This is a genomic window from Lacinutrix sp. MEBiC02595 (assembly GCF_053601555.1).
In genome coordinates this window covers 17,161-41,319 of record NZ_JBSHNU010000158.1, presented here as the reverse complement: position 1 = coordinate 41,319, position 24,159 = coordinate 17,161, and the positions used below count along the sequence as shown (strand labels likewise).

The window sequence follows — 24,159 nt, the reverse complement described above, 5'->3', positions numbered from 1 at the left end:
CTTTACTTTTTATTTATTGTTTTACTGGAAGTGGACGTGTTAAAACCGTAAGGACAATGTCTGCAGCCACTTTCGCAACAGTATCCCCGTTTTAAATGGTATTGCGCTGTAAAACATTTGTAGCCTTCGGGTGTTAGGTAGTAATCGCCTTCTTCAAGAGGTATAAATTTCTTCATATCACAAATATAATGTAATTTGGATTGATTTTTGAACGGTATAAAATATGATTTTTATTTCAAAATATATGGTACCCAAAGGATATACGGGAATAGCTATTTTTCCTTTTATATTTTTAAAATATAGCAGTTTAAAGGAGGATGTTGTTTTATTAAATCACGAGAAAATTCATTTGAGACAACAGCTAGAATTGTTGATTATTCCTTTTTATATCTTGTATTTTTTGGAGTTTATTGTTCGGTTTATTCGATGGCGAAATTGGCAGCAGGCCTATAGAAATATTTCCTTTGAAAGAGAAGCGTATGTAAATGAAAAAGACCTCCATTATTTGAAATCAAGGTCTTTTTGGAATTTTATAAAATATTATTAATGTTTTAAAACTACTTTCTGAATTTTCTGTTTTCCGTTAGAAAGTACTGCTTTTACCATATAAGTTCCTTCCGAGTATGTAAAGTTATTAAAGCTAATTTCTGAAGCATTAATTTCTGTTTTGTTAATTAGAACTCTTCCTAAAAGATCATAAACAATTACAGTGCTTATAGAACTGTTTCCTGATTTTACTTTTATAAAGGAATTATTAGGGGCTAGTATTTCTAATCCAGATAATTCATAATCCTCGATACTTAAAGCGTAATCTGTATATCTTAATATGAATCTATCATTATAGATGCCTGCATCTATATTAAAACTGTATGGATTAACACGTAAATTATGTATGGTATTGGTATAGGTATCTTCTATGTAAATTGCCTGATTGTTATCTGTAAATAAACCATCTAAGGCATTTAATGCAATCGAATAGTTCCCGTTTTCATTTATTTCAACGCCTAAAGACACTCTATCTGTATGATCAAAAGGAAGCGCTTTTCCTTGAATAGCAAATGCCTCGTCATCCATTATAGAGTAAAAGCGAGTGCTGGTTTCACTTAATTCGTAGCCATCAAACAATCGATCCAGTGCATTGGTTGCTCCTTCCACGTAACCTACTAAAATTGAGTTAGCAGTATTGTCTGGAGAAATTAAATCTAACCAAATTCTATTTTTTTCAATATCTATAGTAAGTTCTGTGTCTGTTCTGTAAAACTGACTATTAATTAAAGTTTCACTGCGCATAGTATTGTTAAATACTACATTCGAACTTGCAGGCGCGGTATGCTCCATAAGTACAAAAAAGGCTTGTCCAGCAGCAATATCTCCTCCAAATCCTGCTGGGTTTGATCCAGTACTGTTATAAGCTACATAATCATTTGGGTTATAATTATAAACAAAGCCATCGTAAAAAGGGTCGTTTACGGCATTACTAGGAGTAACTAGGTGTCTCCATAAATATACGGTTCCAGAAATTGTAGGATCGACATCATCCGTAATTGCAGCTGCATTTACAGCGATAAAAGTGTCTGCAGAAATAGCGGAAGGATATGGGTTTCCAATTAAATTCCAGTTATCATCTAGGTTTGTAGCAATGGTATTCCCGCCACCAGTATAATCTGTTCCATTGTAATTTCCTCTTGTTATTGCTTTGGTAATTACACCATTGTTAGGTTTTCCAACAAATTCTGGGGTGGAAGGAGCAGGAGTTCCGGTTACATTTCTAATAATGTATCCCTTTCCATTTATCATGTTCTCGGTAGTAGCTTGCCAATTACCAAAGTTTCCTACGCCATTGCCTGCTATAGTTGGAATCCATTCATAAATTAAAGTAGATCCAGGGGAAACATTAGATACTCCAAACCCTTCTACAGGAGAGGACCAATAAATATAGTCGTAAGGGCTAGCAATGTTTGCAGTTCTTTGCATGTTGATGGTGCCTGTTCCAGTGTTATTATTAAAATTTGGAGCGCCATCTGTAATTTGAATTAAGCTACCAGTATTTCTTATGTTTATTACTCCATCTGTATGGACCCAATCTGTAACAACTAACTCAGTATCTGAAGCTATTTCAAGACTTGCGGTTGAAGCAACTGTTAAGTTTAAAGCATAAGCATTTTGAGGAGGTAGTGGTATTAAGTTTATAATATCAGCAATTGGTGCATCTACATTTGAAACAGCAACATCAGGAATTAAAACACAATCGCTGGGAGTTGGAACTCCATTTGGTTCCCAATTTCCATCTACATACCAGTTATTATCTATATAACCCATCCACGTTTTGCTAGATTGATTTACAATGATTTCGTCTGTTAAATTAGTGGTGCCTGAGCAGGTTGGGTAATTTGATACAGCAAAATATGTATCAGGTGTAGTCACAGTAATTGTAGATCCTGACCCTATAGACGTACCGCCAACTCCACCACTACTTGTTGAATACCAAGTAACATTATTTGGAATTAATGCAGCTCCATCTGGAGTAAAGCGCCATGCTTCTTTGGTTGTTTCCCAATTGGTGTCAAGACCATTTCTACATGGTGCAGCTAAATATTGGTTATTAGGAGCTAAAGGTGTAATATCTCCTTGAATACCAACGATGGCATTTCCTCCATTCCATGGGTTGATATTTCCATCGTCGATACGTTTCTCTTCTATGAATACTTCTATGATGTTTGTAGTTTCATGAAGTACAATCATACCTGTATAAAGAATTGAATTGTCACTAAACATAGGGACGTCATGCCAAGACACTTGAAATTGTCTGCAAGGAGTTGTACCAATCGTTCGACTTTTAATTGGTTCTCCTGCTCCTGAATAATGGAAGGGATTTATATCATGATAAACGCCATAGATGGTTTGCTCGAACAAATTATTTGCTATACTTGGAAGATTATTAGAAAAACTATATCCACTAGCACTTCCTGGCGCAATAGTATTATCGAAAGTTATCATGCTATTAGCTCCAATTAAAGTTTGAGTATATGAGTTGTTATAGAAACAAAAAGGGAATCCTAAATCAGTTCTAGTATTTGCCCAAATATCATCAGTTGGAATTTGTTGAGCCGTTCCATTTCCAAGAATTGGAAAATCGTAATTAGGAGCAGGATTTGGATATGTTATTTGTTCTACTATGTAACTAGTCGTTTCTTTTAAGTTAGAATTTACTTCTAAAGTAATTGTAGGAAGACTACAATCTAGATTTGCACTGGGGTTTAATGTTAATGGATTGAACGGATTATTGCCCTGTTCATCAATAATTGTAGTAGGACATAGTGTTGGATATGTACTTATTGGGTCTGAATTAGTACATGGCTCTGTAATACAAATTTCAAAAGATGTAGTTTCAGGGCCAGAAGAATATGTAAACACTTGAGCAAAGTAAGTTGCACCAACTGTTAAACCTATTAATTCAGTAGAATTTCCGTCATTACAGGAAATATTATCTGCAACAGCAACACTACAATCTGGCGGTGTAAAAGGTCCATATATAGCATGATACATATCCGTATCGCTTCCAGAAATATTAAATAGACTTACTGTTTGACTTGGGTCTGTAGCCACAAAGCTATACCAAATATCATTGTCTGGTGTGCCAAAACAAGAATCTATACCAGAATTGGTTGCGCTATTAACAGTTCCTGTTGTACCTATACAAGTGGGGTTTACTGATAAGCTATCTGCGGAACAAGGCTCATCATTATTTGCTGGAGGAGGAGGTGTGCCAATACATACATCAAAAGTTGCGGTTGAAGACCCACTATAATAAGAATAAACTTGTACAAAATAGGTGTTTCCAATAGTAAGGCTAGTAACCGTACTAGAGTTTGGGTCTGAACAACTAATATTATCTGCTGCTGCAACGGAGCAATCCGGAGCAATAAAGCCACCATAAACGGCATGATACATATCTGTGAAACCAGAAATATTTAATAAATCTACTGTATGACTAGTATTAGTAGCAACGAAACTGTACCAAACGTCATTATCAGCTGTTCCAAAGCAAGGGTTTAGTCCAGAGTTTGAAGCACTGGCAACAGTTCCAGAAGTTGTACTTGTACATGAGTAATCTGGATTGACTGTTAAGCTTACAGCTCCACATGGAACATCATTTACAGGTCCTGGAGGTGGTGTGCCAATACATATATCAAAAGTTGTAGTTGCAGATCCATTGGAATAGGTATACACTTGAACAAAATAAGTTTGACCAACTGTTAATCCACCAATAGTGTTATTATTAGAATCAGAGCAACTAATATTATCACCAACTGCTACACTGCAATCAGGAGCAATAAATCCTCCATAAACACCATGAACCATATCAGTAGTACTTCCTGTTATATTTAATAAATCTATAGAATGGCTTGTGTTAGTAGCTACAAAACTATACCAAACATCATTGTCTTCAGTACCTAAACAAGCATTGATGCCAGAGTTAGAAGCTCCTACAACTGTACCAAACGCTGTACTTGTACAAGAAAAATCTGGGTTAATGGTTAAAGCAATTGCTGAGCAAGGTTCATCATTTGTTGCAGGGGCAGGAGCATTTGAAATTAAAGTTACTACAATATCGCCATTTGAAGAATTTGGAGTGGCAGCGCAGTCATATTTGTTTACTTGAATTCTGTAATTACCTGTTGTAGGAGGTGTAAAATCAATAGATGCTGCAATCCCGAGACAAGCTGGGCCATTATCATCATTATATGCAACAGAAACTCCGCCCGCATTTCTAATGGTCATTTGGGTGTCTAGTCCAGAACCGCAATTAGAAACTCTATACGTCGCACCGGCTATCATATTTGTTATTTGAAAGTTTCTTCGACCACCATTGTTATTTGGTGTAGTACAGGTGATGCTATTACTGATGACAGTTGGGGCAGCTTGAGAACAAGCATTTTGTGCGATAGATGGGCACTGACTGTAGGTAATAGTACTTAAAGAAATAAAAGCTATTAAAAAGTGTAATTTTTTCATCATAAACTTTAAATTTGGAACATAAGTTTATGTCAAAAAGACATTATAAGAGAAAGAAAATTGTAGATTTTGGGAATCTGTGAAAGATGAAATATTTTAATCTATTTAACGTTTTTGTTGAATTAAATTCAATCTATTAACATCTTTAGCTAAAATAATATATTAATTGAGAATATTGGGTAATTTATTGATTAAATGAAGAGTTTAACGGTTAAAATTGATTCAGGTACTGATTATCAGGTTTTTATAAGAAAAACCTATTTAAATCATGCGTTTGTTTCTGGAAATAAATTAAGTAAGCTGAAGTATAATATCATAGAAGCTAAGCTCCAGAGCAAAACTACTTTAGTGACTTTTGGAGGCGCTTTTTCAAATCATATTGCTGCTGTTGCAGCCGTAGGAAAAGAATATGGTTTTAATACTGTTGGTGTTATTCGCGGCGAAGAGTTGGCGAATAAGGTGAACGATAATCCTACTTTGAGCTTTGCTAAACAGCAAGGTATGCAGTTTCAATTTGTGTCACGAGAAGCTTTTAGAAGTAAAACATCTGACTTGTTCTTAGATGAATTAAAAGATGCTTTTGGCGATTTTTATTTAATTCCTGAAGGGGGAACAAACGCACTAGCAGTAAAAGGTTGTGAAGAAATTTTAAAAGAGGGCGATGAAGTGTACGATTATATATGTTGTCCTGTAGGAACCGGAGGGACTATTTCTGGGATTATTAATGCTAGCTCTTCAAATCAAAAAATTCTGGGATTTCCAGCGTTAAAAGGAGACTTTTTACAAGAAGAAATTAGTAAATTTACCACCAGAACAAATTGGGAGTTGATAACGGATTATCATTTTGGAGGTTATGCTAAAATAAATCCAACCTTAATAGCGTTTATTAATTCCTTTAAAAAGGAAAGTAATATACCTTTAGATCCTGTTTATACAGGGAAAATGCTATTTGGTATTCAAGATTTAATAGCAAAAGGATTTTTTCCGAAGCATTCGAAAATATTAGTGATCCATACGGGAGGATTACAAGGTATTGAAGGAATGAATACCGTTTTAAAAAAGAAGAATTTACCATTGATTGAATAGAAAATGAAGAAATTAATTATTGTAAGCTGTATCGCTCTGTTTATGTTTAGTTGCGGGTCAAGTAAAAAAGTGACTCCTAAAAAACATAAGCGAGCTGTAGTGGTAAAAACTACGGAAAAAGAATCGGAACAAGAAGATGTAGCTACACCTGATGTAACGCCGGGTACTCCAGAAGTTTACGCGAATTCTACCGAGGAATATGTTGCTATTTATAGTGATATAGCACAAGATGAAATGCGTAAATACGGTATTCCTGCTAGTATTACTTTGGCGCAAGGGATTTTAGAATCTGCTTCTGGTAAAGGAAGACTTTCTGTAGAAGCTAATAATCACTTCGGGATTAAATGTCATGATTGGACTGGAGCAAAAATTTATCACGATGATGATGCGTCACAAGAATGTTTCCGTAAATATAATAACTCTAAATATTCGTTTAGAGATCATTCCCTTTTCTTAACAGGAAGAACAAGATATAGTGGCCTGTTTGATTTTGAGAAAGATGATTACCAATCTTGGGCAAAAGGATTACGCGCTGCGGGTTATGCTACAGATAGAAAATATCCAGCTAAATTAATTAGTTTAATTGAACGTTATCAATTGCATAAATTTGATGCAGAAGTATTAGGGAAAACTGCAGATAATAATGATAAACATACCGTAGCAAAAGGAGATACATTATATTCTATTTCCAAAAAACATAAAATTACAGTAAAAGAACTTCAAGAATTAAATGGTTTAGAAGGTACAGGCTTATTTGTAGGTCAGGTGCTTTTTGTAAAACCAATGCCAAAAGATTATTAAATTTCATGAACTATACACGTAGTAGCGCATTATTTGCGCAAGCAGAAAAAGTGATTCCTGGAGGAGTAAATTCTCCGGTAAGAGCATTCAATGCAGTAGGCGGAACGCCAATTTTTATTAAAGAAGCAAAAGGAGCTTACTTAATAGATGAAGACAATAACCAATATATAGACTATATAAATTCTTGGGGACCAATGATACTTGGTCACGCTTTTCAACCTGTTGTGGATGCAGTTGTAGAGAAAACCAAAAAAGGAACTTCTTTTGGAACACCAACAGAGATTGAAACGCAAATTGCAGAATTAGCGGTTTCTATGGTGCCAAATATAGAAATGATTCGTTTTGTGAATTCAGGAACAGAAGCTTGCATGAGTGCAGTGCGTCTTGCTCGTGGTTTTACAGGAAAAGATAAAATTATAAAATTTGCAGGTTGTTATCACGGACATAGTGATTCGTTTTTAATACAAGCAGGAAGTGGTGCCGTTACTTTTGGATCACCAAATAGTCCCGGAGTTACTGCAGGTACTGCCAAAGATACTTTGCTTGCGGTTTACAATGATATCGCCAATGTTGCCCAAATTGTAGAAGCAAATAAAGGAGAAATAGCTTGCGTTATTTTAGAGCCTGTTGCAGGAAATATGGGATGTATTCCTCCGAAGAATGATTTTTTACAGGAGTTAAGAAAGCTTTGTGATGCGAACCATATTCTTTTAGTTTTTGATGAGGTTATGACGGGTTTCCGACTAGCAAAAGGTGGAGCCCAAGAACTATATGATGTAAAAGCAGATATTGTTTGTTTTGGAAAAGTAATTGGTGGCGGATTACCAGTTGGTGCATTTGCTGCTAATAAAGAAATTATGAGTTATTTAGCGCCTCTTGGACCTGTGTATCAAGCAGGAACTTTAAGTGGGAATCCTTTAGCGATGGCCGCTGGTTTAGCAATGTTACAAGAATTAAATAGCGATGTAGTTATTTATAATCGTCTAGCTGAAAAAACGGAATACCTTCATAAAGGGATTGCACAGGTTTTAAAACAGAATAATATTATACACACTATAAATAGAGTAGGTTCTATGGTTTCTGTACATTTTGCGGAAGGTGAAGTATTGGATTTTGAAACTTCGGCAGCAGGAAATAACGAAACCTTCAAGAAATTCTTTCATGGTATGTTAGAGCAAGGAGTTTATATTGCGCCAAGTGCTTTTGAGACTTGGTTTATTACAGATGCGTTAACCTATGCCGATTTAGATAAAACGATTCTTGCCGTAGATGCAGTTTCTAAAACATTATAAAATATAAAAGCACCTTAAAGATTTCTCTTTTAAGGTGCTTTAAAAAAAAACTAAAAACTAACTATACTACTCTTTATTAGGTTTGCTGTCACGCTCTCCTTTTTTGCCTTTTCCTTTTTTATGATGCCTTTTGCCTTGCGTAGATTCCCATTTAGTATATTGATCTGCATTTAAAATGCTTTTCATTTTTTTCTTCGTTGCAATTTGAGCATCTAATCTGTCATTTTTCATTTTAAGCCTTTCTTCTTTACTCGGTTTTTCTTCCGAGTCTTTTTTGCTTTTTCTAGCTTGCATTTGTGCTTTTCTAGCTTTGGCATTTTCTAAATTAATGACACCTACTTCTTTTTGTTGTGCTTCGGTTAGATCTAAATCTAAAGTCATTTTCTTGGTTTGTAATTGTGCCATTTCTTCTGGAGCTAAATTTGCTTTTTTACCTTTTTCTCCTCTTTTTTCTTGCGCACTAACTTGTATAGTTATTAAGGCTAATGCTATTACTAATAATTTTTTCATCTGTTTAAATTTTATTGTTATTTGTATCTAAGACGTTGAAAAAATGAAATGGTTTAATAGCGAAAATGTTTTTAACAACTAATTAACTAATTGTGCTTGTTTAATTAGGCTTAGCGTAGTTTTCAATAAATCGCTTTTTTCCATCTTGCTTTTTAACCAGGCGTAAAAGCTAATTACAAAAATATCTTCTTGTTTTGCGGGAATCCATTCGAAAGAATCTTCCACCAAATTCCTAAATTTTTCTGTTGTAATAATCTCTGGTTGTTTGTAATATTTTTCAACAAGACTTAAATACGTAGTCACGCGTTCCTGATTTATTTCTTTTAAATAGATTGTGTATTGTCTTTTAAAGCTTAGCATTCTAGATTCTACGACGTCAATGTCGTTAAGCTCTATTTGTAGTAAGATGTCTGTAAGATTTTTTTTAATAGTCCATTCTATTCCTGCTTTTTCTATGTAATATTTGTCGGTATGGTAAAATTTAGAAAAAACTTGTTTTGCTTTGGTTAGGTCTTTGTTTTGAATGTAAAACATAATTAAGCTTAATCGAATATCTAATAACGTTTCTGTATCTGTATGTTTGGAGTTCAAGTAAGGTTCTAAATACGGTATTGCTTCTTCTTGTTTATTGGAGTAGTTTAAATTTAGAGCAAGAAGTAAGTCGTGTTTTAGTATAAAGGTGTTATAATGTTTTCTTTTATTGTTAAGCATCAGATTGTGCATGACTTCTAAATGTGCTTTCGATTCTTTGAATTTTTTATTTCGGAATAACGCATTTGCAATCATATACACCACTTGAATATGATAGCGTAATTCTTTTTCATTGGTTTTACGAAGCTGTATTATAGAGTAAGTTTTCATCAAGAAAGATTCAATTTTTAAATAGTCTTTAGTAACAAAAGCCGAAATACTAACAATATGCATTAATTGGTATAGGGATTTAAAAGAAATGGAATCATGTATATTAATATGATGCTCTTCTAAAGTGTTATTTAATAAGGTTTCAAAATCTACAATTTCTTTTTTATAGGAAATGTTATTCAATGCTTGTCGGATTTTTGCATACACAATATTGAGTTGATCTTCTAAATAGTGTTTTTTTTGATTGCTATTATATTTTGAAATCAGTTGCTCCATATCTAAGGATGGGTCTGTATACGCATATTGAATTTTTGTACTATAAATTTCATTTAGTATCGCGAATAAATGATGCTCTGTGGCAAGAGTTTCTGCTTTGTCTAAAATGTGATAGGCAACCTTGGCTTCTTTCATTAAAAAAAAGTTTCGCGAAGCAAGAATGAATTTTATGATTTGCATGTCTATGGAGTTTTCTTCTTCCAAATTAGTATTTGCAATAAAATCAATGATCGATAAGTATAATCTTTTCCGTAAGGCGTGATATGCGTTTTTGTTTGATGTGTTGTACAAGGTTGTGAAAATAGCATCAGACGAAAGCTGATTTTTCGCAATTAACTGAAATAAAGCCACGTTTTTGATATCGTTTCTTTTGTTCTTTTTCTTTAGATAGATAAGGAACCGTTGCTGTTCTTCGGAAGAAAAAGTAGAAATAATCGTGTTTAAATTAGTCATTTAATCGTCAGTATTATTTTAGTTTATATACTAAATATAATGAATAGGTTTATTTTTTATATGAAAATATCGTCAGTATTATTAAAATTTTGTGTTTGAAGCTTTTCGGAAGTATCACATATTTGTCCCAATAATCATTTAAAACAAAAAATTATGGATTATCAAACAACCGTTTCAGGAAATGAAACAAAAAACAAGAAGAAGATTAAAAAAGAAGTAAAGGCATTCGATCAAAAACCAACCAATGCATTTATAGGTGCTTCCTGGTCTGTTTTATTAGTCGGCGTAGTTTCCTATTGCATAGGTTTATGGAATGCAGGTATGGAATTAAACGAAAAAGGCTATTACTTTACCGTTTTACTATTTGGTTTGTTCTCTGTTATTTCTGTTCAAAAAGCAGTTAGAGACAAAATGGAAAATATTCAGGTCACCGAAATGTATTACAGTATTAGTTGGTTTACAACTATTGTATCTATTACATTATTAGTGGTAGGTTTGTGGAATGCCGATTTAGAACTTAGTGAAAAAGGCTTTTATGCTATGTCCTTTGTATTGAGTTTGTTTGCCGCAATTGCAGTACAAAAAAACACAAGAGATGTTGCATTTATAGATAATAATAGCGAAACAGAAGAGATTTAAAACTTTGTTTTGATGATTGGTTTTTATAAACCCAAAGCCTCGCAATTCGTTTTGTGAGGTTTTAAACCAAAGAACTATCACTATCTTTAAACTTTAAATTCTAAAGTCATGCAATCAAAATTTATAAAAGAATTACCAGATTTGATTAAAAATGAAGTGATTTCTAAAGAAGTTGCTTCTAAGATCGAATCGTATTATAGATCAAAGCAAGAAGATGTGCCAAATAAACTGTTTGTTGTTTTTGGCGTACTCGGATCTTTATTAATAGGGTTAGGTATTATTTTAATACTAGCCCACAATTGGGACCAGTTTTCAAGAGCTATTAAAACGGTATTTGCTTTTCTGCCTTTAGTTATTGGACAACTTTTTGTTGGCTATTCCATTTTTAAAAATAAAAGTAGCACCTGGAAAGAAGCCTCTGGAACTTTTCTCTTTTTTGCCGTTGGCGCTAGTATCGCTTTGGTAAGCCAGATTTATAATCTGCCAGGAGATTTAGGTAGCTTTCTGTTAACTTGGATCGTACTTTGTTTACCAATCATTTATCTGCTTAAGTCCCATACTTTAGCAATCTTACATATTATTTTTGCAACCTATTATGCCTGTGAAAGTGGTTATGGCTATCCATCAGGATATTCGCCTTGGTTATATATTATTTTGTTAGTTTTGGTATTGCCACATTATTGGAAACTTTTAAAACAAAACCCAAAAGCAAATATTACCTCTATTTTTAATTGGTTCATCCCATTAAGTGCAACGATTGTTCTTGGCGCATTTGTAGAAACAAATTATAGTATTGGTTTCTTATTGTATATCCTACTTTTCGGATTGTTCTATAATATTGGTAAAATTCCTTTTTTCTACAACCAGCAATTAAGACGTAATGGATATATCATTATTGGTTCTATAGGAACAATTATCATTCTGTTATGGACGAGTTTTTCATGGATTTGGGAAGATTTAATACGAGAAGTGGTTTTCTTTTCACAAGAGTTTTACATTGCAGTCGCTTTATTTTTAGCAGCTCTTGTTGTTATCGGATATTCGTATTATAAGAAATGGATTAAAGAGTTTCATTTATTTCAATATGTGTTTGTCTTTTTTAGCATGCTCTTTTTCTTCGGATTTTCTTCGGAAACCATACCAACCATTTTGGTGAATGCTTTATTATTTGTCTTAGGATTAATAACCATAAAAATAGGCGCAGACCAATTTCATTTTGGTGTTTTAAATTATGGGTTATTCATCATAACAAGCTTAGTCGTTTGTCGATTTTTTGATACAAACATGTCTTTTGTAGTAAGAGGTTTATTGTTTGTAGCCGTTGGTTTCGGATTTTTTATAACCAATTATTGGATGCTTAAAAAGCAAAAACAAATACTTAAAAAATAAGGGACACATGAAAACAATACACCTATTTATATTATTCGTCTTAGTAGCACTTATACAATTATTTGTGCCTGCTCAAATGATTTTTAATCAAGAAAATACGCTGGAAGATGGTACCGCTTATAAATTTAAAACACAGCCTATCGATCCCACAGATCCTTTCCGAGGAAAATATATAACGCTTCGTTATGAGATAGATTCGTATCCAACAAAAGATTCTATTTGGGAGCGTCAACAAGATGTTTTTGTGTATCTAAAAACGGATAGTTTAGGATTTGCAAAAATTGATCAAGTAAGTAAAACGATGCTAGATACAAATTCAGATTATATAACAGCTAAGGTTCGTTCTTATAGTACGTACCAAGATGTGCTGCGTATTCATTTGCCTTTTGATCGTTTTTATATGAAAGAAACAAAGGCGAAAGATGCAGAAATTGCACATAGAAATGCACAGCGCGATAGCTTGCCTAATAATACCTATGCTTTAGTTTTTGTTAAGGATGGCGCTTCTGTATTAGATAATGTTTTTATAAATGACATTCCAATTTCAGATTATGTGGTAAAGTAAATTATTATTGGCTAACTTTGAATATAAACTAATCTAGATATAAAAATGAAACGACTCGGAATTCTATTATTAATACCTGTTTTTGTGATTTCTTGTAAAAAGGATGCTAAGAACGATACCGCGAATACAGAAGAAATTGTAGCAGCAAAACCATCAGAAATGGAACAGAATTTAAGTAAATATGTATCTGTAAAACTTACTGCAGATGTAAGTGTGCTTACCGAAAACGAACAAAAAATGCTTCCTATTTTAATAGATGCAGCCAATAAAATGAATGATTTGTTTTGGTATGAAGCATATGGAGATTGTGATGCTTTGTTAAATACTATTTCCGATGAAGACACCAAACGTTATGTAAAAATAAATTATGGTCCTTGGGATAGATTAAATGGAAATGCATCCTTTGTAAAAGGAATAGACGCGAAACCTTTAGGAGCAAATTTTTATCCGAAAGACATGACTAAAGAAGAGTTTGAAGCTGCAGACATGAAAGATAAATCTAGTATTTATAATTTTGTGCGTCGGGATGAAAACGGAAAATTATTTACCATTCCATATCACGAAAAATTTAAACATGAAGTAGAAGAGGTTTCCGAATTATTATTAGAAGCTTCCAAACTAGCAGATGATGCAGGATTAAAAAACTATTTAGAATTACGTGCAGCAGCAATGTTGAATGACGACTACCAAAAAAGCGATTTAGCTTGGATGGATATGAAAACAAATACGCTAGATATTGTTATCGGTCCAATTGAAACCTACGAAGATCAACTATTTGGAAACAAAGCATCGCATGAAGGTTATGTACTTATTAAGGATCAAGCTTGGAGTAAACGTTTAGAAAAATTCTCAGCGTATTTACCAGAACTTCAAAAAGGATTGCCTGTAGATGCCGCTTATAAAAAAGAAACTCCAGGAACAGATAGTGATTTAAATGCGTATGATGTTGTTTTTTATGCAGGGGATTGTAATTCAGGAAGTAAAACGATTGCAATAAATTTACCAAACGACGAAGAAGTACAATTAGCAAAAGGAACAAGAAGATTGCAACTTAAAAATGCAATGCAAGCAAAGTTTGATAAAATATTATTACCAATATCGGAAGTGTTAATTGATGAAAGCCAACGCAAGCATATTACATTTGATGCCTTTTTTGCAAATACCATGTTTCATGAAGTTGCGCATGGTTTAGGAATTAAGAATACAATTAATGGTAAAGGAACAGTTCGAGAATCTTTAAAAGAACATTCTAGTGCATTAGAAGAAGGCAAAGCGGATATTCTTGGATTATATATGATTCAGCAATTACATGCGAAAGGTGAATTAAAGGAAGATTTAAAAGATAATATGGTAACCTTTATGGCAGGAATTTTTAGATCTGTACGTTTTGGAGCTTCTTCTGCACATGGAAAAGCAAATATGATTCGTTTTAATTTCTTTAAAGAAAAAGGCGCTTTTACAAGAAATGAAGATGGTACTTTTATGGTGAATTTTGATAAAATGGAAGAAGCTATGAAAGATTTATCGAATCTTATTTTAACGCTTCAAGGAAATGGAGATTATGAAGGTGTAGCTAAATTGGTTGCAGATAAAGGCGTTATTTCTTCCGATTTACAAGCAGATTTAGATCGATTAAGTGCTGCTAATATTCCTGTAGATGTTGTTTTTGAACAAGGGAAAGAAGTATTGGGTTTATAAACAGTAAACAGTAAACAGTAAATAGAAAAAAAAAAGGCTTTCGTGAAAACGAAAGCCTTTTTTTGTCATTTTTTTAAATTGTAATTATAAAGAATCTACAAACGCTTCAATTAAATCATAGCCTTCGTCATGTATGATTGTTGTACCAATTAAAGGCATAGAATAATCTATAATATAATTTTGGGTTCTAGCTAAAATGGTATATCTAAAAGTATAAATATCGGTATCCCCAAAAGGAGTCTCATATCTAAAATCTAGAGAAGAATCTGGGAAACAACTTCCTTCTGGTTGATGGCAATGTGCGCAGTTTACATCAAAGTATGCTCTAGTTCTTTCCATTAAACTATAATCATCTCTATTCGCCCAATCTGGTAAAACAGATACACTTGACGGATCTGCAAGATTAGAAAGATAATTGTTATCTATAAAATCCTGTAGTTGGTTGTTAAAATTCATTGTGCGTAATTTTGGACCAATCGGTACGATGTTGTCATTATTACTATGGCAGGTAGAACAGTCTGTGCTAGACGGTATTTGGTAATTCAAATTCTTTGTGTCTCCACTATTATTTACATAACTGTAAGCAACAACACCTCCATCTACATCTAAAGTAGCTTCGGTTTGTGCGTCATTCCATTTATAATTTCCGGTTATCCAAGAACCGTTTTGTTTAATTAAAATTCTAGTTTCCATAATTCGTTTTCCTAATGTTTCATCCCGTTCATCATTAAAATAGTAGAATGTTTTTGCAATAACAGTATTGTCTGGAAATGTTGGTAGGCCATCATCTACATACTGCATAGTTCCGCCGGAAGGCAAAGCAATTATGCGTTGTTTATGCGAATAATCTGTAAATAAAGGTGTTGTTAGATCATATTCAAAAGCATAAACACTTGGTGTTAAATCTTCAAGAGTACCAGAAAATATATGAAGTTCGGAAAGATTGTTTAGCAGTTGCGGAATAACAACAGGAGCTGTCGTTGTAAAGGTTGCAACTTCTGTTTGCATACTCGCATTATCGCTACAAATAGATTGTATATATACATGGTATGTTGTGTTCGCTTCTAAGTTTTCTAAAGTTGCGGTTGTTTCTGTAGCTTGTAGGGTTTCGCCTAAGCCTAGTATAAAACCAGAAACGCCGTATTCTAAAGTATAGGTGGCAGAAGTATTACTGTCTTCCCAAGTAATAGTCGCACTTTCATGCGTTGTATTACTAACTTGAATGTTTGTTGGTGCGGTGCATTGCGCAATAAAGTCGTCGTCAAGATCATTAAAACAAGAGACTAATGTAAATGCGAATAATAAGGTGAAAATTACTTTCTTCATGATTGGTAAATTAAATAGCAGTTGTGAAAGTAATGAAATGGATATTAAAATGTATGAAAAACGCCTATAAATTCAATTTATAGGCGTTTTTAAAAGTGAATAAGTTGTAATTATGTTAATTAAGTATGATTTTTTTTGTCGTTGTTTTCTCGTTCGTTTTAACAACTACTATATACACTCCTTTTTGTATTTTCTTTAAATTTATTGTTTCGGTTGCTTGTAAATTTGTTTTTATGTACACCTGTTTTCCTAGAATATCATAAATAGTTATGGAATTGTTCATGCTGCTTTCATCTAAAAAATTAAGATGGACCAGACCATTTGTACTCGGATTTGGATATATCTTAAATGTATCCTGTTCATTTTCGTTAATACTTAAAGGGTTGGAACTAGCAAATTCTAATAAAGCACCTAATGAACCTTTGGTGACTTCGGTTAAGAATGCAGGATCCATATTCGCTAAAGTATCTGTAGGAGAGTGTGGATGTGTTGATTCATTTGTTTCATATAAACCGGTTATAATTTCGCCATTATTTTCAAAAGGAATATAATCGGATGCATAGGCATAAGATATTTGTGTATCTAGGCTAGAATAAAATTCTATGCAATTCGCTAAAATTGTTGTCACTGCAGAAGAAGCACTGTTATTAGCAGGAGGATTACTTCTATCTTCTTCGCAAGTAATGGTATTATTTGTTGCTCCGCTAACGCCTCCAACTTGATCAATATTGAAAACTAAATGAATATCTAAGTTATCTATATTTACGGTATTGTCTACATAGTAATTACTACCAACTAAACCATCTTCTTCTCCGCTAAAATGTATAAATTTTATAGAGTACTCTGTGTTTATATCTTTTAATAATCGAGCTATTTCTAATAGTAAAACGGTACCACTTCCATTGTCATTAGTTCCTGGGCCATTAATCGTGTCATAGTGCGCATCAATAATGATAAAGGTGTTTGGATGGACCGTTCCTGTTTTAGTAATAATGATATTATTACTTGTTCCAGAAGAATAGGTAAAAGGTTGTAAAACGATATCTGTATATCCTAAAGAAGTGTATCGCGAAGAAATCCAGTTTTCTGCATCTGTTAAATTGGTAGAACCAACATCTTTTACTCCAAAACTTTCAAAACTAGTGAGGTCTGTAAGTATGTTGGATGCCGAAACATTATCTACAACACTTTGGTAATAGCTGTTGTAGGTCTGTGCATAGGTTGTAAGGCTTAAAAAAAATAAGAATATCGTTTTTGTAATGGTAGGTTTCATCAAAATTAATTTTAAGCTAAAGTATAATAATTTATTAAGATTAGTTTCCGTTTTTAATTAAGTACGCAAGTTATGATCTCTGTTGCATCTGCTCCAACTTGTAAACTTCCAAAATCTGTACCTATATTCTACGTCAATCTATTTATTACTAAATCGCCGACAAAGGTGTTTTTTGAAAATGCAAACGGAATTTCAACTTCTTTGGTAACTCCATGAATCGTAAGATTCCCTGTGGTGACATAATCGCTTGTCGTTTTTGTGATGGAGGAAGATTCAAAACAAATCTGAGGATATTTCTCTACTTCAAAAAAAAAACAGGACTACTTAAATGGGTATCTCTTTTATTATTTTCTGTATTTACTGTAGCTGCATCGATACAAATATTAAAGTTTGGATTTTTAAAGCAGTAGTGTCTAAATCAAAATCGCCTTGCATGCCTGTAAAAGTTTCTTTTATTCTAAAATTCCTCTTCCAGTAATATGAAAGTTGATTTTAGATTTTTCTTGGTTTATAGTTTGCTGGGCTTGTGTAGTAGAATAATTGGTTAAGAAAAATAAGGCGAATAAAAAGGGCGTTTTTTTTTATGTTTTCTATGTGTTTCCTAATAACAATCGAATTAAAATCACCATAATTTCAATGTCTTATATAGATGGTAACTTTAATTAACAACACAAGTAATTTTAAGTTTTACCATGGTGCCAATAACGAAAGGGTTTTGATTTTCAGCAAGATGATAGTCGGTTCTATTTATTTTAAATTCGCCAACAAACGTCTTGTTTTTATACGTAAACGGAATACTAACCTCTCGCGTAACACCTAACATGGTGAGTTTTCCTGTGGTTGTATAACCAGCTTCTGCTCTTTTAATGTTAGAAGATGTAAAACAGATGGTTGGATTATTAGCTACATAAAAGAAATCTTCCGAACGTAAATGTGTATCTCTTTCTTCGTTTTCTGTGTCTACCGTTTTTGCAGCAATACAAACATTAATGGTGGAAGCGCTTAAGTCTTCGGTATCTATATCTAAGGTTCCAGACATTTCTTTAAAAGTACCTTTAACATTATTAAAGACTAAATTGTTGATTTTAAAATCAACTACAGATTTTTCTGAGTTTACGTTTTGTGCTATACCAACAATAGGATATATAAATATAAGCACTAGTAAAAGGGATAACTTTTTCATTTTTAAAAGTTTTAATTCTAGTTGTTGCTTAGGGAGAAATTATAATTAAATATAACAAAAAAAAAGGAACTACATTTCTGTAACTCCTTTTGTATTTATATTTTACTGTTTGTTTTTTGAATGTGTTTTACCTTTAAAAATAGATTGTATTGTGATTAGCAACCCATTAATCCAAAAGAGACTACCAGTTCTTGTTCCATTTTTTCTCCTTTTTCGTTTTCAGCAGGTTTCCATGTTCCTGGTAAATTATTAATTAATTGTAGCATTGTTTCATCTATTAACGGATAATTTGATGACCTGTCCAACTTCACATCTTTAATCATTCCTTCTTTTGTGACTATAAAATATAGCATAGCTGGTTGTAATTTCTTTTGATCCACATCGGCTTTCGTTCTAGCTTCTTTACTGTTTTCAACAAAAAATTTCATAAAAGCTTTCCTGCCTTCACTGTATGTAGCTTGTTTTTCTGGAACAATTGTTAAGTGTGGAGCGCTATTGGTATCTTCTAATACTCCAGTCGTTTTATTCTTTTTGAGATATTCTAGTTTTATAATAAAATGTGACGCGTAATCCAACGATTTCAAAAGTTGTAATTGTGCTTCTGTTAACATATTACTATAACCAATGATACGTTTTTCTGTTTGAATATCGTTTTCAACGATAACAATTTCAATAGATTTAATAGTGTTTACGGATTGTAATTCTTCCCATTTAAAAAAATCTTCAATAGATTTTGCTCCTACTAATTTGCTTTTTTTAAAAGCTCCAAATCTTGGTCCGAAATTGTAATTGTAACCTTCATATAGATTCTCTTCTTCTGTATAACTGGTTAATATAGGACCAAACATTGGTGCATAATTAGCATCGGGATTTGCCTTTTCTACCGTTGTTGTATGAATAGCAACTTTCTTGCTTTCTAAAATTTTTGATTTTTCTGTTTTAACCTCTTGCCAGTTTATTACTCCAAAAGCGGTGAGGCTAAAAGTAATTAATACGGCACATAAAATAAGGATGCTCTTTTTCATAGTATATAGATTTAATAATTAAGTGATGCTTTTAAACTATTGTAAAACTAGAAGATTGATATATGGAAAATGTCAAAAGAATGTAAAAGAAGTGTCAACTATTGTAAAAAGTCATCAAATTGTATGTTATTTACCAATGATTATGAATAATACGATTACACTTTTATGGAGGCGTTTTTCTTTATGCGCACTTTTTATATGCATTTTATCTTGTAATAAAGATACTAATGAGCACTTTCCGGAACTCGTAAAAGTGTCTTTGCGTGAAGTCGGACATCAATTATTACTGACTAATGGAGATACTACTTCTGTGGTTAGTCCTGTAATTGCTTTAGAGGTAAATAAATTTCAAGTAACTTTTGAAAATACCTTAAGCATTCAACCAGATAGTTTGGTGTCTATTATTAAACGTAGTTTTGAAAAAGCAGATTTACCACAACATTATATTACCGAAGTCACACAATGCGAAGATTTTGAAGTTGCCTATAGTTATGTCATGCAGAAAAACACCGAGAAAGGGATTATACCTTGTCGCGGAAGAGAATTAAAAAAAGGATGCTATCAAGTTACGGTAAAGTTTATAGAAATCACCGAGCGAAATAAAACCCAAACCAAAATTCTATATATTCTTTTTTTAGTGTTTCTAGTACTGCTTGTGCTGTTTTCGTACAAGAGAAGATCGAAACAAACCATCGAAACAGAAGCTGTCGAGTTTACCGCTTTAGGAAGGTTTCAGTTTTATCCAGAACAAAACAAATTAATAAAAGAAGCTACCGAAATTAGCCTATCTAAAAAAGAATGTGAATTACTAGCGCTTTTTGTAGCACAACCCAATCAAGTTATTAAACGAGAAGAGCTAACTAAAAAAGTTTGGGAAGACAAAGGGGTTATCGTTGGTAGAAGTTTAGATACCTATATTTCTAAACTTAGAAATAAGTTAAAAGACGATGCTTCTATTAAAATAATTAATGTGCATGGCGTTGGTTATAAGTTGGAGGTGAATTAGAAATATAAACTACTAGGCTATTTTAACGCTTTAATGTGAAATGTCCATTAAATATTCTTTCTTCGTTTTCATCATCCAAATAATGAAGTGTAAACCAATAGTCGTCGGTTGGAACCAAATCACCATTAAAAGTGCCATCCCATCCATGGCTATTAGTACCAATTTGTTTTAATAATTTGCCGTATCTATCATATATAGAAACTTTTAAAACTTGAAGGGAATCGGCACTTTCAATGTGCCAATAATCGTGTATAGTATCTCCATTTGGTGTGAAGAAACTCGGGTAATTAAAAAAGAGTTTCTCCAGAATAATTTCATGGCAGTCCAAATTATTACGGATATAAAAATGGTGCAGACCTTGACCAATATTACTGAAACTATTAGAGGTTTGATATTCGCCTTCATCCAAACGGAATTCAAATTCGCCATCTCCAACAACAATAATTTCTACAGCATTGCTTACAGCAAATAATGGAGAAGTCACTTTTAAAGTAGCATCAAAAGGAGTGAAGCTACTTAAAATCTCTATTTGGGTCTCAATTTCGTTTGCGCAAATAGCATCTGTGAAAGTGAAATTAGAATACAAACCAGAAGCTAAGCTGCTAAGGGTAATACTTCCATTAGTGTCTGTAGTATAAATTTCGGGAGTGCTTGGCGATCCATTAAAGGTATATTCAATTGTATAGTTTTGATTGGGGTCTAAACCAACCGCTATAATTTGACCAGTATCCGGTTCGCATGGAAGTGGGTTTATATGCGAAATATTTATAACTGGTGGCGGATCAAAACTTACATCCAGTTCTTCTAGAATGTAATAATACGTAAATACGGCAGTTTCGTCTGGCGCAATATTTCCGAGATTGAAAGCGATAGAAATAGCTTCGTCTACTTGTGTCGAAGTACTACCTTCTGCGGTAGTAAATGCATAGCCATTCCAAACTTCGGAAGCCATGCGATTAAAAAAACCACCATAACTAACTCTCGATCTACTATCTAAAGCATAAAAACTAACCACAGATCCATCAGAATCGTCCATGATTCCTAAGTCGTTTACATGGAAACTTGCTGGTTGCGAAGCACTAACTAAGCTAATGTTACTCGTAGAATATCCTTGGGATATTATTTCTAAATCGGTATCATATTCATACGGGTTTAAGATAACCTGATTGTTGTCAGGATCTACACTATGCATAAAAAAAAGGTTTCGTTTTGTTTCCGAAGATGCATTATAAATAATGGTGGACATTTTAATAAAGAGTCCGTCCGATGTAATATTATAAAACCTTCTAACCTGCAGATTTTCTATTTCTCCTTCCCAAAGGAGTTGTGAATAATCGGAGTAGCAGCTGGAAAGTATCGTAGTAGCACTACTTACTTTTCCTTGAATATCAAAAGAAATATTTCTAGGATTCGAGTTGTTGCTGTAATTTACACCATTTATTTCTAGTGTAAATCCTTCTTCCGCTATTCCAGGTGTAAAAAAATCACCATCATAATCTATCCAATTATCTTTTTGCGGATTCGCGATAAACCCAAACTTCTTGGTTAGGTATTCTCTGTTTTCGTGAAAACTGGAAGGTTTATTTGCTGTTCTCGCACCAAAACTTCCAGGTCTTCCAATTCCAATTTCTATGTAATTACCTTTTGCCCAGCCTTCATTATCTATAATTACAGCTTCTACTTGGCAAAAACTAAACTCGAAAAAGAAAAATAGAAAAACAAATAAATAGGAGTATCGCTTATTTCTCAATAGTATCTTTTTGCTATAAATATAAAGAATTAAATATAAAAAAAAGGCTACAAAAAAAAAAGGAACCACATTTCTGTAATTCCTTTTTTTAATAGTACTGTCATTGCGAGTGTAACACAGCAATCTCATTATTTAGAAACAGATTACTTCCGTCATTACTCTCCTTCGTAATGACATAATTATACGATTTCCACAAACAAACCTTCCTCTGTCTTCTCCACTTTGGCAAGATTGTTTTTAGTAAGTTCTTTTATCGTTTTATCCCATTTTTTATTTGATAAACCAGATTTCCCTTTTAAATCGTTAAGTGCTAGTTTTTCTTCCCCTTTTAATATTTTTAAAACATCTTTTGCTTCCTCGCTAATTGCTAATGCTTTTTTCTCTGGTCGCATTTGCGGAAAGAATAAAACTTCCTGAATACTTTGGTTATTGGTTAAAAACATGATTAATCGATCCATACCAATTCCCATTCCAGAAGTTGGAGGCATACCATATTCTAAAGCACGTAAAAAGTCATGATCAATAAATTCGGTAGCTTCATCATCTCCTTTTGCAGCTAATTTTAATTGGTGTTCAAAACGTTCGCGTTGGTCTATTGGATCATTTAATTCGGAATACGCATTTGCAATTTCTTTACCACAAACCATTAATTCAAAACGTTCCGTTAATTCCGGATTATCTCTATGTTCTTTACATAACGGACTCATCTCTTTTGGGTAGTCTGTAATATAGGTTGGCTGTATATAGTTACCTTCACACTTTTCACCAAAAATTTCATCAATAAGCTTTCCTTTTCCCATGGTTGCATCTACAGCAATTCCCATTCCTTTTGCAGCTTCTCTAATTGCATCTTCACTTTTATCTGAAATATCAAAACCAGTAAAATGTTTTATAGAATCGGCCATCGTTACTCTAGCATAAGGCGCTTTAAAGTCTATTTCATGTTCTCCAAAAGTAGCTTTTGAAGTTCCGTTTACTGCTATTGCGCAATATTCTAATAACTGCTCACAGAAATCCATCATCCAGTTGTAATCTTTATAAGACACATAAATTTCCATTGCGGTAAATTCCGGATTGTGCGTTCGGTCCATTCCTTCGTTTCTAAAGTTTTTAGAAAACTCATACACACCATCAAAACCACCAACAATTAAACGTTTTAGGTATAACTCATTAGCAATTCGCATGTATAACGGAATGTCTAAAGAGTTGTGATGCGTAGTAAAAGGACGTGCAGCTGCTCCACCAGGAATTGGTTGTAAGATTGGCGTTTCTACTTCAAAATATCCAGCGTCATTAAAGAAAGAACGCATCGCATTAAAAAGTTTGGTTCTTTTTACAAAAACCTCTTTTACTTTCGGGTTTACCACTAAATCGGCATAACGTTGTCTGTAACGTAATTCCGGATCGTTAAATGCATCGTGTAAATTTCCTTCTGCATCTTCCTTTGGTAATGGTAACGGCTTTAACGCTTTACTTAAAAGTGTAAAGTTGGTAACTCGAACACTTTTTTGTCCCACTTTAGTAGTGAATAATTCACCTTCAATACCAATAAAATCACCAATATCTAGTAATTTTTTATATACATCATTGTACTTGGTTTTGTCTTCACCAGCACAAATTTCATCTCTATTAAAATATACTTGTATTCTGCCTTCACTATCTTGAAGCTCTGCAAAACTCGCATTACCTTGAATACGTCTGGACATTAATCGTCCGGCAATATTTACTTTTTCTCCTTCTTTAAAATCCTTCTTTATCTTACTAGAAAGATGGGTTAAAGGGTATAAATCTGCAGGATATGGGTTAATGCCTAATTCGCGTAATTTGGCTAACTTATCTCTTCGTACTAATTCTTGTTCCGATAATTGCGACATGTTAATTTTATGTTTTTTAAGAAGCCACAAAGATACATTAAAGCTAGTAATTAGAAAATGGTTTTTTGGGCAATCCCTCTTTCGCTTAAAAAAAAAGCTTCAGAGGGCTGCGCTATTCGTTATATCTTTTGCGAAA

The 24,159-nt window shown here is 33.2% G+C and carries 18 protein-coding genes and 1 pseudogene; 8 read left to right on the top strand and 11 right to left on the bottom strand.

From position 1 onward, the window contains the following. Positions 1-2: 2 nt before the first annotated feature. Positions 3-176 carry a DUF5522 domain-containing protein gene (locus ACVCZW_RS03050; protein WP_452228011.1) on the bottom strand — a complete coding sequence of 58 codons (174 nt, stop codon included), beginning with the start codon at positions 174-176 and terminating at the stop codon, positions 3-5. A 367-nt stretch (positions 177-543) separates the two neighbouring features. Beyond that, a complete protein-coding gene (locus ACVCZW_RS03045) occupies positions 544-5,019 on the bottom strand; it encodes a T9SS type A sorting domain-containing protein (protein ID WP_452231622.1) in 4,476 nt (1,491 codons plus the stop codon). 192 nt (positions 5,020-5,211) lie between these two features. Between ACVCZW_RS03045 and ACVCZW_RS03040 the strand changes: the two genes are divergently transcribed. Genes ACVCZW_RS03040 through hemL form a run of 3 tightly spaced genes read left to right on the top strand, consistent with a single transcriptional unit; the run spans position 5,212 to position 8,195 of the window. Then, positions 5,212-6,102 (top strand): 1-aminocyclopropane-1-carboxylate deaminase/D-cysteine desulfhydrase, encoded by an 891-nt coding sequence (locus ACVCZW_RS03040; RefSeq protein ID WP_452231621.1) that lies wholly within the window; start codon positions 5,212-5,214, stop codon positions 6,100-6,102. 3 nt (positions 6,103-6,105) lie between these two features. Then, positions 6,106-6,903: a glucosaminidase domain-containing protein gene (locus ACVCZW_RS03035; protein ID WP_452228008.1), complete on the top strand. Its 798-nt coding sequence runs from the start codon at positions 6,106-6,108 to the stop codon at positions 6,901-6,903. A gap of 5 nt (positions 6,904-6,908) precedes the next feature. Continuing rightward, positions 6,909-8,195, top strand: a complete 1,287-nt coding sequence (gene hemL, locus ACVCZW_RS03030; RefSeq protein ID WP_452228007.1) for a glutamate-1-semialdehyde 2,1-aminomutase — start codon at positions 6,909-6,911, stop codon at positions 8,193-8,195. A gap of 66 nt (positions 8,196-8,261) precedes the next feature. Here the strand turns inward: hemL and ACVCZW_RS03025 are convergent, their stop codons facing one another. Further along, entirely contained in the window at positions 8,262-8,705 is a 444-nt protein-coding gene (locus ACVCZW_RS03025; protein ID WP_452228006.1) for a hypothetical protein, read from the bottom strand. A 78-nt stretch (positions 8,706-8,783) separates the two neighbouring features. After that, entirely contained in the window at positions 8,784-10,295 is a 1,512-nt protein-coding gene (locus ACVCZW_RS03020) for a hypothetical protein (RefSeq protein WP_452231620.1), read from the bottom strand. Between the two features lie 153 nt (positions 10,296-10,448). Here ACVCZW_RS03020 and yiaA point away from each other — a divergent pair, with 153 nt between their 5' ends. From yiaA to ACVCZW_RS03000, 4 genes are all read left to right on the top strand, one after another. Then, entirely contained in the window at positions 10,449-10,934 is a 486-nt protein-coding gene (gene yiaA / locus ACVCZW_RS03015; RefSeq protein WP_452231619.1) for an inner membrane protein YiaA, read from the top strand. A 108-nt stretch (positions 10,935-11,042) separates the two neighbouring features. Further along, positions 11,043-12,323 (top strand): DUF2157 domain-containing protein, encoded by a 1,281-nt coding sequence (locus tag ACVCZW_RS03010; RefSeq protein ID WP_452231618.1) that lies wholly within the window; start codon positions 11,043-11,045, stop codon positions 12,321-12,323. A gap of 7 nt (positions 12,324-12,330) precedes the next feature. Continuing rightward, positions 12,331-12,888 (top strand): GDYXXLXY domain-containing protein, encoded by a 558-nt coding sequence (locus ACVCZW_RS03005; protein WP_452231617.1) that lies wholly within the window; start codon positions 12,331-12,333, stop codon positions 12,886-12,888. A gap of 45 nt (positions 12,889-12,933) precedes the next feature. Further along, entirely contained in the window at positions 12,934-14,586 is a 1,653-nt protein-coding gene (locus ACVCZW_RS03000) for a dipeptidyl-peptidase 3 family protein (RefSeq protein WP_452231616.1), read from the top strand. An 84-nt stretch (positions 14,587-14,670) separates the two neighbouring features. Here the strand turns inward: ACVCZW_RS03000 and ACVCZW_RS02995 are convergent, their stop codons facing one another. From ACVCZW_RS02995 to ACVCZW_RS02975, 5 genes and pseudogenes are all read right to left on the bottom strand, one after another. Next, positions 14,671-15,912 carry a fibronectin type III domain-containing protein gene (locus tag ACVCZW_RS02995; protein ID WP_452228000.1) on the bottom strand — a complete coding sequence of 414 codons (1,242 nt, stop codon included), beginning with the start codon at positions 15,910-15,912 and terminating at the stop codon, positions 14,671-14,673. 115 nt (positions 15,913-16,027) lie between these two features. Then, a complete protein-coding gene (locus ACVCZW_RS02990) occupies positions 16,028-17,185 on the bottom strand; it encodes a M20/M25/M40 family metallo-hydrolase (protein ID WP_452231615.1) in 1,158 nt (385 codons plus the stop codon). Between the two features lie 128 nt (positions 17,186-17,313). Further along, a pseudogene (locus ACVCZW_RS02985) lies at positions 17,314-17,484 on the bottom strand (YceI family protein); the annotation flags it as partial. Positions 17,485-17,843: 359 nt separating this feature from the next. After that, complete coding sequence (locus tag ACVCZW_RS02980; protein ID WP_452227998.1) at positions 17,844-18,368, bottom strand: YceI family protein; 525 nt, start codon at positions 18,366-18,368, stop codon at positions 17,844-17,846. Between the two features lie 155 nt (positions 18,369-18,523). After that, positions 18,524-19,393: an energy transducer TonB gene (locus ACVCZW_RS02975; RefSeq protein WP_452231614.1), complete on the bottom strand. Its 870-nt coding sequence runs from the start codon at positions 19,391-19,393 to the stop codon at positions 18,524-18,526. Positions 19,394-19,448: 55 nt separating this feature from the next. Here ACVCZW_RS02975 and ACVCZW_RS02970 point away from each other — a divergent pair, with 55 nt between their 5' ends. Then, on the top strand, positions 19,449-20,399 hold the full coding sequence (locus tag ACVCZW_RS02970; protein ID WP_452231613.1) for a winged helix-turn-helix domain-containing protein: 951 nt from the start codon (positions 19,449-19,451) through the stop codon (positions 20,397-20,399). 22 nt (positions 20,400-20,421) lie between these two features. Here ACVCZW_RS02970 and ACVCZW_RS02965 read toward each other — a convergent pair whose 3' ends face one another. After that, complete coding sequence (locus ACVCZW_RS02965) at positions 20,422-22,149, bottom strand: T9SS type B sorting domain-containing protein (protein WP_452231612.1); 1,728 nt, start codon at positions 22,147-22,149, stop codon at positions 20,422-20,424. A 179-nt stretch (positions 22,150-22,328) separates the two neighbouring features. Next, positions 22,329-24,023, bottom strand: coding sequence for a lysine--tRNA ligase (gene lysS, locus ACVCZW_RS02960; protein WP_452227994.1), 1,695 nt, complete (start codon positions 24,021-24,023; stop codon positions 22,329-22,331). Between the last annotated feature and the right edge of the window lie 136 nt (positions 24,024-24,159).

Bases quoted from the DNA above. Each gene is read 5' to 3' on its own strand.
- ACVCZW_RS03050 (WP_452228011.1), bottom strand. From the start codon at position 176: ATGAAGAAATTTATACCTCTTGAAGAAGGCGATTACTACCTAACACCC.
- ACVCZW_RS03025 (WP_452228006.1), bottom strand. From the start codon at position 8,705: ATGAAAAAATTATTAGTAATAGCATTAGCCTTAATAACTATACAAGTT.
- ACVCZW_RS03005 (WP_452231617.1), top strand. From the start codon at position 12,331: ATGAAAACAATACACCTATTTATATTATTCGTCTTAGTAGCACTTATA.
- ACVCZW_RS03045 (WP_452231622.1), bottom strand. From the start codon at position 5,019: ATGATGAAAAAATTACACTTTTTAATAGCTTTTATTTCTTTAAGTACT.
- ACVCZW_RS02975 (WP_452231614.1), bottom strand. From the start codon at position 19,393: ATGAAAAAGAGCATCCTTATTTTATGTGCCGTATTAATTACTTTTAGC.
- ACVCZW_RS03040 (WP_452231621.1), top strand. From the start codon at position 5,212: ATGAAGAGTTTAACGGTTAAAATTGATTCAGGTACTGATTATCAGGTT.
- lysS (WP_452227994.1), bottom strand. From the start codon at position 24,023: ATGTCGCAATTATCGGAACAAGAATTAGTACGAAGAGATAAGTTAGCC.
- hemL (WP_452228007.1), top strand. From the start codon at position 6,909: ATGAACTATACACGTAGTAGCGCATTATTTGCGCAAGCAGAAAAAGTG.
- ACVCZW_RS03010 (WP_452231618.1), top strand. From the start codon at position 11,043: ATGCAATCAAAATTTATAAAAGAATTACCAGATTTGATTAAAAATGAA.
- ACVCZW_RS03035 (WP_452228008.1), top strand. From the start codon at position 6,106: ATGAAGAAATTAATTATTGTAAGCTGTATCGCTCTGTTTATGTTTAGT.
- ACVCZW_RS03000 (WP_452231616.1), top strand. From the start codon at position 12,934: ATGAAACGACTCGGAATTCTATTATTAATACCTGTTTTTGTGATTTCT.
- ACVCZW_RS03020 (WP_452231620.1), bottom strand. From the start codon at position 10,295: ATGACTAATTTAAACACGATTATTTCTACTTTTTCTTCCGAAGAACAG.
- yiaA (WP_452231619.1), top strand. From the start codon at position 10,449: ATGGATTATCAAACAACCGTTTCAGGAAATGAAACAAAAAACAAGAAG.
- ACVCZW_RS02995 (WP_452228000.1), bottom strand. From the start codon at position 15,912: ATGAAGAAAGTAATTTTCACCTTATTATTCGCATTTACATTAGTCTCT.
- ACVCZW_RS02980 (WP_452227998.1), bottom strand. From the start codon at position 18,368: ATGAAAAAGTTATCCCTTTTACTAGTGCTTATATTTATATATCCTATT.
- ACVCZW_RS02990 (WP_452231615.1), bottom strand. From the start codon at position 17,185: ATGAAACCTACCATTACAAAAACGATATTCTTATTTTTTTTAAGCCTT.